Raw genomic sequence first — 9419 nt, 5'->3', positions numbered from 1 at the left:
GAAGTCCGAGCCGATGTCGGGGTAGCGGGCCCGGGTGGCGCGGACCCCGTTGACGTACAGCTGGCGGAAGTTGAGGCTGCCCACGGACGCCTTGTACTCGCCGCCCGCGGCCGCGGTCCAGCCGGTGATCGCCCTGCCGCCGGTGATCACGGGTGTCTCGCCGTTGTACGCCTGGTAGATCACCGTGTGGCCGTTCGTGCCCGAGTCGCTGGTGCCGAAGGTGATCGGGGCGGTGAGGGGGTAGGTGCCTCCGCGCAGGTTCACGACGATGTCGTCGGACATGTTCGCGTTGACGGCCCGCACCGCGGCCTTGGCGGCCTGGATGGTCCTGAACGCTGTGGCGGTGCTGGTTCCCGAGTTGCTGTCACTGCCGTTGACGGGGTCGACGTAGAAGTTCGTCGTGGCCGCGTAGGCGGGTTGAGCGGGCAGCGCGGCCGCGAAGACGACGGTGGCCGCCGCGAGCGCCTTGACCGTCCCTGCGCCGATGCGTAGGGGTCTCATCTGTGGTGTCCCTCCTCCAACCCCCGGTTTCCTATGAGTTGTATTTATCGATGCAAGGAGGCGACGCAGTCAAGGTGATAGGCATATCCATTTTTCACTGGCGCAATGAGGGTGACATGTGGCTCATCGTGGGCCGGTGGTGCGTGCACCACCTTCGGCGAGGAAGTGCACCAGGTGAGGGCGCTGTTGGTGGCCGCGTTCAACCGTGGCGTGTCCCGCCCAACCGTTTCTGGTGAGGTCATCTTCCGCAGAATGAATAGTACTTATTTGATCGATGCTGTTGATGGGTCGGTCCGCCGTGCTCCGGTTCTCCGGGAAACATGGCATGTCTCGGTGAAGTCAATTGCCTCATAAGCGAATAAAACAACCTTTACTGCACTCCGCCTACCTACTTTCATCCACTTACCTGTTGACACAGAGCAGTTACGTCATCGAACTTCGTAACCTCCGGCACTCGGGGCCCAGAGGCAGGCCGCGCCTGAAGCCCTTGGGATCGTGGGCCCCGACGTAGCAGAGCCGCCCAACCCCCGGGAGTACCCCATGTCGTCAGGAAGAGGACTGTCCCGTCGCACCCTGCTGGGCTCCGCGGGCGCCGCTGTGGCCGCGAGCGCCTTGTCCGTGGCTCCCGGCTTCTCCCGCCTGACCCCTCAGGCGGCCGCCGCGGACCTCCAGACCAATCTCAGCAACCTGGTGAACATGCGGTTCGGCATGTTCAACCACTTCAACATGGGCACGTTCACCGACCAGGAGTGGGCCGCCCCGAACCAGAACCCGGCTCTGTTCGCGCCCACGGCAGTCGACTGCGCCCAGTGGGCGGCGGCCGCGGCGGCGGCGAAGATGAGCTACGGCGTCCTGACCACCAAGCACCACGACGGCTTCTGCCTGTGGCCCAGCGCCTACAACACCTACAACGTCGCCAACAGCTCCTACAAGCACGACGTCGTCGCGCAGTATGTGACCGCCTTCCGTGCCCAGGGTCTGAAGGTCGGCCTGTACTTCTCCATCTGGGACCGAACGTACAACGTGCAGGCCTACGACAGCCGCCACAAAGTCGCCTCCGACCAGGCCATCCAGCCCGGCGACATCACCTACATCCTCAACCAGATCACCGAACTGCTCACCAACTACGGCACCATCGACATGTTCGTCACCGACGGCTACGCCTGGCAGATGGGCCAGCAGGCCGTCCCGTACCAGCGCATCAGGGAGCATGTGAAGTCCCTGCAGCCGGACATCGTGATGATCGACCACGGCGGGTTGTCGGTGCCCTTCCTCGGCGACGCGATCTACTTCGAGGAGCCGCTCGGCATCACCTCACCGGCAGGCAACACCTACGCCTCGCTGCAGGGCCAGACGATCAGCAACGGATGGTTCTGGCACCCGACGACGCCCACGACCGATCCGATGAGCAAGGACGCCATCCTCTCCCACCTGGCGGACCTGGAGCCCAAGTACACCTCGTTCATCCTCAACTGCCCGCCCAACCGCAACGGTGTGCTGGACGCCAACATCGTCAACCGGCTCTCCGAGGCCGGCGCCGCCTGGAGGGGCCCCGACACCTCCCGGCCACCCCTGCCCGCCCAGATGCTCCGTGCGGAACACCCGGTCACCGCCGTGGCCGCCTACGCCACCGACTACCACACCGGCGAAGGCCCGATGAACGCGATCGACGGCCTCAGCGACAAGAACTTCGAGACCTGCTGGTCCACCTGGAGCCTCCCGCTGCCGCAGAGCATCACCATCGACCTCGGCGGCGTATGGAGCAACGTCTCCACCCTCGAGTACCTGCCCAAACAGTTTGGCCGCAACAACGCCACCGACGGCGACATCACCGCCTGCACCATCTCCACCAGCACCGACGGCACCACCTTCACCCAGGTCGCCACCGCTCGCTGGGCCGGGGACCGCACCACCAAAGTCGTCGAATGGCCGGCCCGCAACGCGGGCTTAGTCCGCATCCAGGTCACCGCCGGCACCGGCGGCTACGCCAACATCGGCAACCTGCGCATCGGCGGCCGCACAGCGACACCCGCCCTGGTCTCCACCCTCTTCCGCGGCGACGGCACCGTGTACCGCCTCGTCGCCCGCCACAGCGGCAAGGTCGCCGACGTCTCGGGTGCCAAGACCGCCGACAACACCGCCATCCTGCAGTGGCCCTGGCAGAATCACGCCAACCAGAAGTGGACCATGGTCCGGGCCGACAACGGCTTCTACAAGATCCGCAACGTCAACAGCGGCACGCTCATGGAAATCGGCGGACTCTCCCGCGTCAACGGCGGAGGCGCCGATATCTGGGGCGACGCCAACGCGCCCCAGCAGCACTGGGCCATTACCCCCACCGGCGACGGCCACTACCTCCTCACCAACCGGTTCAGCGGCCTGTCCCTCACCGTCGACAGCGGCTCCACCGCCGACGGAGCCGCCATCAACCAGTGGACCTACAATGCCGTCCCCCAGCAGCAGTGGCAGATCATCCCCTCCTGACGGGGGTGCAGGAGACGGGCACGGGTCTGTCAAACGAGCGGCCCTGTCCCACATTCGGTGGTGACGGAAAGTCGTGAGGGTCGTTGACCTTCGTGTGATTTTCGGGTCTGTGCCCGCTGGTCATCGAGGATGTGGCCGACGAAGGTGAGCGGATCGTGGTGCGGGCGCGGACTCCGCAAGGCACCGCGGCCCGTCCGGTGTGCGGGGCCTCGTCGAAACGGGTGCACGGCTACCACTGGCGGACAGCGAGCACCTGTGTAAACGCCGGGCAGAAGATCCCGCCGTCCCCGTCCAGCATCTCGTCGAAGAGATCAAGGCCCTCGGGTTCGCAGGCTGCCTGAACCTCCTGCACAAGTACCTCAACCAGGGCCGCGCGGACGCCGACCGCAGCCACATCTCCCCGCGCCGGCTCGCCCGGAAGATCCTCACCAGGCCCGACAACCTCAAGACCGACACCACCGTCGCCGAGGTCGTGGTCTACGAGGCCGACCAGATTGAGCCGTGCACCCGTACCGGCTGGAGCGTCATGGTCACTCGCATCACCGCACCAGCGGACGTCGCCCGCTACCAGATCCTCCTCATCCCGTGGATCGAGGGGGACACGGACCACATCGTTGCCATCGCCACTGAACTCGTCACCGGTTACCGCCTCGAACGCTGACCCTCGCCTGGCCAGTCCTCACGCAGATCCACCGCGACGGTGATCCGCTCGCAGCGCGCGACGGCCGTTTGGGACTCGGCGCAGCCGCTACCGGGCGTGCCACTCCCGGGCGCTGGCCGCGTAGACCGTGCGGCGGGCGCGGTTGAGGTTGCCGAGGGGGCGGAACTCCGCCGGGGCGTGCCAGGGGTTGAAAGCGAGGGTGTCGACGTGGTCGCGGGTGGCCCGGCCCTTCGGGTCGAGGGTGTCCTGGACGGGAATCGTCAGGGTGGCCACGCCGAGCCAGGGCGAGTCCCTTTCCTTCCATTCGACTGCCCCGTCCTCGATCGGTGTCAGCCTCTCGCTGACGTACCTCTGGATGTGCAGGGCGAACCGGACCGACGAGTCGCTCAGCCGGGCGGCGAAGTCGTCCTGGAGACTGTCGGTAGGGTCCGGCGGCGGGGCGGGCGTCAGGTCGGGGCTGGCGACTGGGCCGAGTGGGCTGAGGCGGAACCTGACGGGGCCGGCCCCGCCCCACAGGACGGCACCACGGCTCCAGTAGGACTCCAGGGCCAGGCCGGGCGAGGGACGGTTGGCCTGTCTGAGGTTGCGGAGGACGCGTGCGGTCTCCGAAGGGCCGAACGTGGCCAGCATGCGGGGCAGGACCAGGGGTCTGGGACCGGCGCCGATCCTGGCGATCTCCACGAACTGGGTGGCGTCACGGGCGTGGGAGACCGGGTAGCTGGTCATGAGGAGGTCGTGTTCACCGCCGCCGGGGAGGGTCAGCTTCAGTGCCGCGCCGCGGAGGTCTGGGCTGCCGTCGGGCCGGACGGTGCCGCTGGCGTTGGACAGCCGGACGACGGCCGGCAGCCGGGCTCCTGCGGTGAAGTCTCCGGCACACAAGTCAGCGGGCAGGTCGGTCCGGAAGGTGAGTTCGGCGTTGTCCACGCCGACGACGATCTTGGCGTGGAACGTGCGGCGGGAGACCTGCGACCCGGATTTCCGCTTGTTCGTCCGCTGGATGCCGACGACGACGTCTGCCAGGGCACGGAAGTGGGCCTTTTCGGCTTCCGGTGAGCCGCCGTGGTAGATCTCGCGCCATTCGCCAGGCGTCGCGCCCGGTGCATCCGGTGCATCCGGTGCATCCGGTGCATCCGGTGCGTCCGGTGGGGAGTCGTGGCTGTCTGTCATGGTGCGTCTTCCTCTGTCGGTGGGGCGGCCGTTCAGACGATCCGGGCGTTGTGCGTGGCGGTGTCGATGACGTCGTCGAGGCGGCCGGCGAGGATCTGCCGTGCCGCACTCAGCGTGAAGCCCGCGGCTGTGCCGGCGGGAACGTGGGCGGGGACCGCGAGGGCGTAGGGATCGACGAGGACGTCGACGACGACCGGGCCGCCGGTGTGGGCCAGCGCGGCCGTGAGGCCGTCCGCCACGTCGCCGGGGTCTTCGATGCGGATGCCCTTGGCGCCCATGGCCTCGGCGACGGTGGCGAAGTCCGGGTTGGCGAAGTCGGTTCCGAACGGGACGAAGCCGGCTTCCTGTTGCTCGATCTTGACGAAGTCCAGTCCGCTGTTGTTCAGCACGATGTGCACGACAGGCAGCCTGCGCTGTACCTCCGTGAGCAGGTCGCCGAGTGCGAGCATGGTGAACCCGCCGTCGCCGCACAGGGCGATCGTCTGCCGTCCGGGGAAGGCCAGTTGTGCCCCGAACGCGCCGGGCGAGGCGGTGGCCATCGACGCCCACGAGAACGATCCGAACAGTCGCCGCTTCGGTCCGTACCTGATGTGCCGGGCAGCCCAGATGACGGGGGTGCCGGTGTCGGCGAAGAACAGGGCGTCGTCGGCGGCGAGGTCGCTGAGGACGGTGGCGAGGTACTCCGGCCTGATCGGCCTGATCCGCGGCCCTTTCTCCGCGTAGTGCCGCATCCTGCGGTGGAACCGCTCGGTCTCCTCCACACACTGGGCGAGGAACCCGCCGTCGGGTTTCGGCTCGACCAGCGGCAGCAGCGCGGCCACGGTGGTCTGTACGTCGCCGGTGACGGCCAGGTCCACCGGTACGCGCCGGCCGAGCCGTTCCGGGTCGTGGTCGACCTGGATGATCCTGGTCCCGCCGTGCGGCAGGAAGCCGCTGAACGGGAAGTCGGTGCCGAGCATCAGCAGCACGTCCGCGTGCTGGAGCGCGTGATGGCAGCCGCCGTAGCCGAGGAGGCCGGTCATCCCGACCGCGTTCGCGTTGTCGTGTTCGAGGAACTGCTTGCCCTTGAGGGAGTAGCCGACCGGCGCGCCCAGCTTTCCGGCCAGCGCCGTCACCTCCGCGTGCGCCCCGGCGCAGCCCTGGCCGCCGAAGACTGCCACCGTGCCCGCCTCGTTGATCAGCTCGGCCATGGCGGCGAGGTCCTCCGCTCCGGCCGGCGCGTGTACCGGGCGGGGCAGCCGGATCTCGTAGCAGGCCTTCGGCGCGTGGGCCGCCGCGATGTCACCGGGCAGTGCGACGACCGCGGGGCCGCCCCGGGTCACCGCGGCCGTCACCGCGGACGTGACGACGGTGCGCAGCTGGCCGGGGTTGACCAGCCGGCCCACGTACACCGCCGCGGACGCGAAGAACCGGTACGGGTTCAGCTCCTCGACGGTCGCGCTGTCCATCAGGCCGGTCTCGGTGTCGCCGGCCAGGACGATGACGGGCACCCTCTCCTTGAGGGCGTCCAGCATGCCGTTGATCAGGTGCGCCACCCCGGGTCCCGCCGTCCCGCACACGGCGACCGGCTGCCCCGTCAGTTTCGCCTCCGCGACCGCGGCGAAGACGCCGAACTCCTCGTTGCGCACGTGTACGAAGTCGACCTGGCCGTTGCGGCGCATCGCGTCGACCACCGGGTTCAGTGCGTCGCCGACGATGCCGTAGCAGCGCCGTACGCCCGCGCTGACCAGCATCTCCCACAGGCCGTCGGCCACCGTTTTCGACATGGGGGGTGTCTCCTTTCTCAGCCGGTGTCAGCCGTTCTCGTCGCGTTCGGGCCGGGACCGGACCCGGCCCCGGACCCGGATGGTCAGCGGGTTTCGCCGGTCGTGGCGTCGAGGACTCCGGCGCGCGGGCTCAGTGCCCAGTCGAGGGCGAAGTCGGCGACGGCCTCCCAGCCGGGTTCGCCGCAGGTGAAGTGGTCGCGGCCGGCGAAGACGGTGTGCGCGGTGACCGCCGTCGAGTGCTTGGCGTTCTTCTCGTAGTTCTGCCGCTGGACGACGGGGGGCAGGATGTGGTCGCTGCCGCCGGAGACGAACAGCAGCGGTGCCCGGTCACCGTCGGCGAAGTCGAAGGTCGTGGCCGCGTGCGGGGTGACGGCTGCGAGGCCGCCCTGGAAGAGGATGCGGGCCGGCGTCGGCACGGCGTAACGGTCGTAGGCCCGCCGGGACTCATCCTCGTCCAGGGCGTTGGTGAAGGCGTAGTGGAACTGCTCGGCCGTCAGGGGGACGGCCCGGTGAGCGTTCGCCGGGTCCTTCAGGACCGGCAGGACCGAGCGGAGCTCCGAGAACGGCATCGCGTTCACGCCCTTGACGGCGGCGCCGTCGATCGACACCCCGGCCGCCCCGAGCCCGGCACCCACCAGAAGCTGGGCGAACGTGCCGCCGAACGAGTGCCCCATGATGATCGGCGGGGTGTCGAGTTTCCCGATGACGGCGGTGAGACGGTCCATCACCTCGCGAACCCCGACACCGGCGATCGCCGAGGCGTCCTCGCGGAGCGCCGCCACCCCGGCTTCGCCCGGCTCGATCCCGGGGTATCCGGGCGTGAGGACGGTGAAGCCCCGCTCCTCGTACCGGGCCGCCCAGTGCTCCCAGGCGAGCGGCGTCATCCACAGGCCGTGGATCAGGACGATCGTGTTCGGTGCGGAAGTCATGCCCGCGTCCCTCCCTCACTACGGCAGCCGTCAGGGCGGATGCCCGGTCGGTTCTGTCCTGCCGCCGTCAGCGTGGCACCGCGTGCACTGTGCACGGGGCCAAGGATTCGGCCCGCTGTTGTGCGCGGCGACAACTCCTGAGGCAACGGAGTGGGAGACGCCGGCCGCGCGCGGTGTCGCAGCCCGTCTTGAGGCCAGGCCCCGTCGGCGCGCCCGGCGGCCCCCGCCGACTCTCACTCGGGCCGGGCCAGGGTGTCGCCGCCTGTCGTGTCTCTCCAGACGACGGCCAGCCGGGCAAGTTCCCGGTGTGCGTGCCGGTCGAGGTCGAGGCCGGTCAGCTTCTCGATCCGGTTGATGCGGTAGAGCAGGGTGTTGCGGTGGGCCGGGAGCGCTGCCGCTGCCGCGGTCCGGTTGAAGCCGTGCCCGGCCAGGCACCGCAGCGTCTGCGACAACGTCCCGGAGGGGTCCTCGGCGTCCAGTCGGCCGAGGACCCGCCGCACGATGTCCTCGGCCAGCCAGGGGGAGTTCGCGAGCATGAGCTCCGTCAGGAAGTCGTCCGCGCGGATCCGTCCCCGGCGTCCGGCCCGGCTCGCCAGGGTGACCAGGTCGTGCAGGTTGCCGACCGCTTCCGCGAGCCCGGCGGCGCCGGTGGCCGACTCGGCGGCGAGGATCAGCGTGCCGTCGGCGAGGAAGCCTGCCCAGTCGAAGCCCGGACCGGTCAGCCCGGCGATGCGGTGCCCCTGTGTGCAGGCGAGTGCGCCCGCGGACCGCAGACGTGCCGCCAGGCCGGCGTGCGCGGCGGCCGAGCCGCCGTCGATCGCGGCGACGAACGGGCAGTGCGGGCCGGCGAGTTCGAAGCCCAGCCGCTCCGCCCGGTCGAGGTCCTCGATGGTCGTCGCCGACCGGGCGCAGATCCGGGCGAACAGCGTCGCCGCCCGGGAATCGCCGTCGGCGGACGGCAGGTCCCGCTGGTCGGCGAACGCCACCTTGACGGTCGTCAGGACGATGTCGAGGAACGTCCACGGCACCTCCAGGTGAGGCGGCGGCCAGGCACCGCCCTCGGGCCGGCCGGCCTCCGTCACGCTGCTCCACACGGCCCGCGCCGCACCGCAGCAGGCACGGATCGCGTCCTCGGCGGCCAGACCGTGCCGCGCCGCCTCGCGCGCCGCCTCATAGAGGTCCGACAGCACGTCCTCGCCGGGCTCCTGTCCGCTCAGCAGCCAGTTCCTGATCAGTTCCAGGCTGCGGCGGATGATGTCCTCCATGGCTCTCGCCCGGGAGCCGTGGCCGGGTATTCGTCCGGCCGGGGTGTCGCTGAGATCGCGGGCCAGCTGCCGGGCCAGCGCCTCGCTGTCGAGGTCGTGGAGTACGCCGCGCAGCCGCCCGGCCGCCGCGGGCCCGACACCGGCCCGGGGCGTGGCGTACATGGCTGTTACCTTCCAGATGCTCGGTGCGGACCGGTTCTCGCCGGTGCATGGGAGGGCTGCCCACACATGGGCAGCCGGTGACGGCCGACGCACGGGGATGTCCGGTGCGGCCGGTGCGTCGGTGTGGCCGATGACGACCGGCGGAGGGGAGCGGCCGGTGCCGTGGTCGTTGTCGGCCCCGGTGCCGTCGGCACGCGTCGGGCACAGGCCGTCGGCGCGAGACCGCTACAGCAGGTCCGGCGGCGGGAGCAGGAAGTTCCATGCGCTCAGCACCCCGCTGACGAACGCCACCAGCGAGGCCGGCAGCAGCAGGTAGAGCCCGGCGGTCCTGCCGGACGCCAGGACGGCTCCGCAGGCCACGAACAGCAGCATGACGACGATGCTGGTGTCACGGCGATCGAACAGGCCGGTCAGCCGCTTGTCGGCGGTGGCCGGACCGCGTCTGCGTCGCCCGATGGCCGGGGGCCTGAGCCTGCTGGCCATC

Annotated in this window: 7 protein-coding genes and 1 pseudogene; 2 read left to right on the top strand and 6 right to left on the bottom strand. The window is 69.7% G+C overall.

Annotated elements, in window-relative coordinates:
• Positions 1 to 501, bottom strand: a pseudogene (locus ABZ646_RS32490) (hypothetical protein); the annotation flags it as partial.
• A 540-nt stretch (positions 502 to 1041) separates the two neighbouring features.
• Here ABZ646_RS32490 and ABZ646_RS32485 point away from each other — a divergent pair.
• Together ABZ646_RS32485 and ABZ646_RS32480 are read left to right on the top strand one after the other, a co-directional pair.
• Positions 1042 to 2985 (top strand): RICIN domain-containing protein, encoded by a 1944-nt coding sequence (locus ABZ646_RS32485; RefSeq protein WP_360526833.1) that lies wholly within the window; start codon positions 1042 to 1044, stop codon positions 2983 to 2985.
• Positions 2986 to 3184: 199 nt separating this feature from the next.
• Positions 3185 to 3646: a hypothetical protein gene (locus tag ABZ646_RS32480; protein WP_360526830.1), complete on the top strand. Its 462-nt coding sequence runs from the start codon at positions 3185 to 3187 to the stop codon at positions 3644 to 3646.
• Between the two features lie 87 nt (positions 3647 to 3733).
• Here ABZ646_RS32480 and ABZ646_RS32475 read toward each other — a convergent pair whose 3' ends face one another.
• The 5 genes from ABZ646_RS32475 to ABZ646_RS32455 form a co-directional block, all read right to left on the bottom strand.
• Entirely contained in the window at positions 3734 to 4813 is a 1080-nt protein-coding gene (locus ABZ646_RS32475) for a hypothetical protein (protein WP_360526827.1), read from the bottom strand.
• Between the two features lie 32 nt (positions 4814 to 4845).
• The gene (locus ABZ646_RS32470; RefSeq protein WP_360526824.1) at positions 4846 to 6579 is read right to left on the bottom strand and encodes a thiamine pyrophosphate-dependent enzyme; all 1734 of its coding nucleotides are present in this window, start codon (positions 6577 to 6579) and stop codon (positions 4846 to 4848) included.
• Positions 6580 to 6662: 83 nt separating this feature from the next.
• Complete coding sequence (locus ABZ646_RS32465) at positions 6663 to 7508, bottom strand: alpha/beta fold hydrolase (protein WP_360526821.1); 846 nt, start codon at positions 7506 to 7508, stop codon at positions 6663 to 6665.
• A 233-nt stretch (positions 7509 to 7741) separates the two neighbouring features.
• Positions 7742 to 8935, bottom strand: coding sequence for a helix-turn-helix domain-containing protein (locus tag ABZ646_RS32460; RefSeq protein ID WP_360526818.1), 1194 nt, complete (start codon positions 8933 to 8935; stop codon positions 7742 to 7744).
• Positions 8936 to 9160: 225 nt separating this feature from the next.
• On the bottom strand, positions 9161 to 9419 hold a 259-nt coding region (locus ABZ646_RS32455), incomplete at its 5' end, for a hypothetical protein (protein WP_360526815.1).

It is taken from the genome of Streptomyces sp. NPDC007162 (assembly GCF_040634175.1).
Taxonomy (GTDB): Bacteria; Actinomycetota; Actinomycetes; order Streptomycetales; family Streptomycetaceae; genus Streptomyces.
Note: the sequence above shows the minus strand (reverse complement) of the source record. Positions and strands in the feature narration are given on the sequence as shown.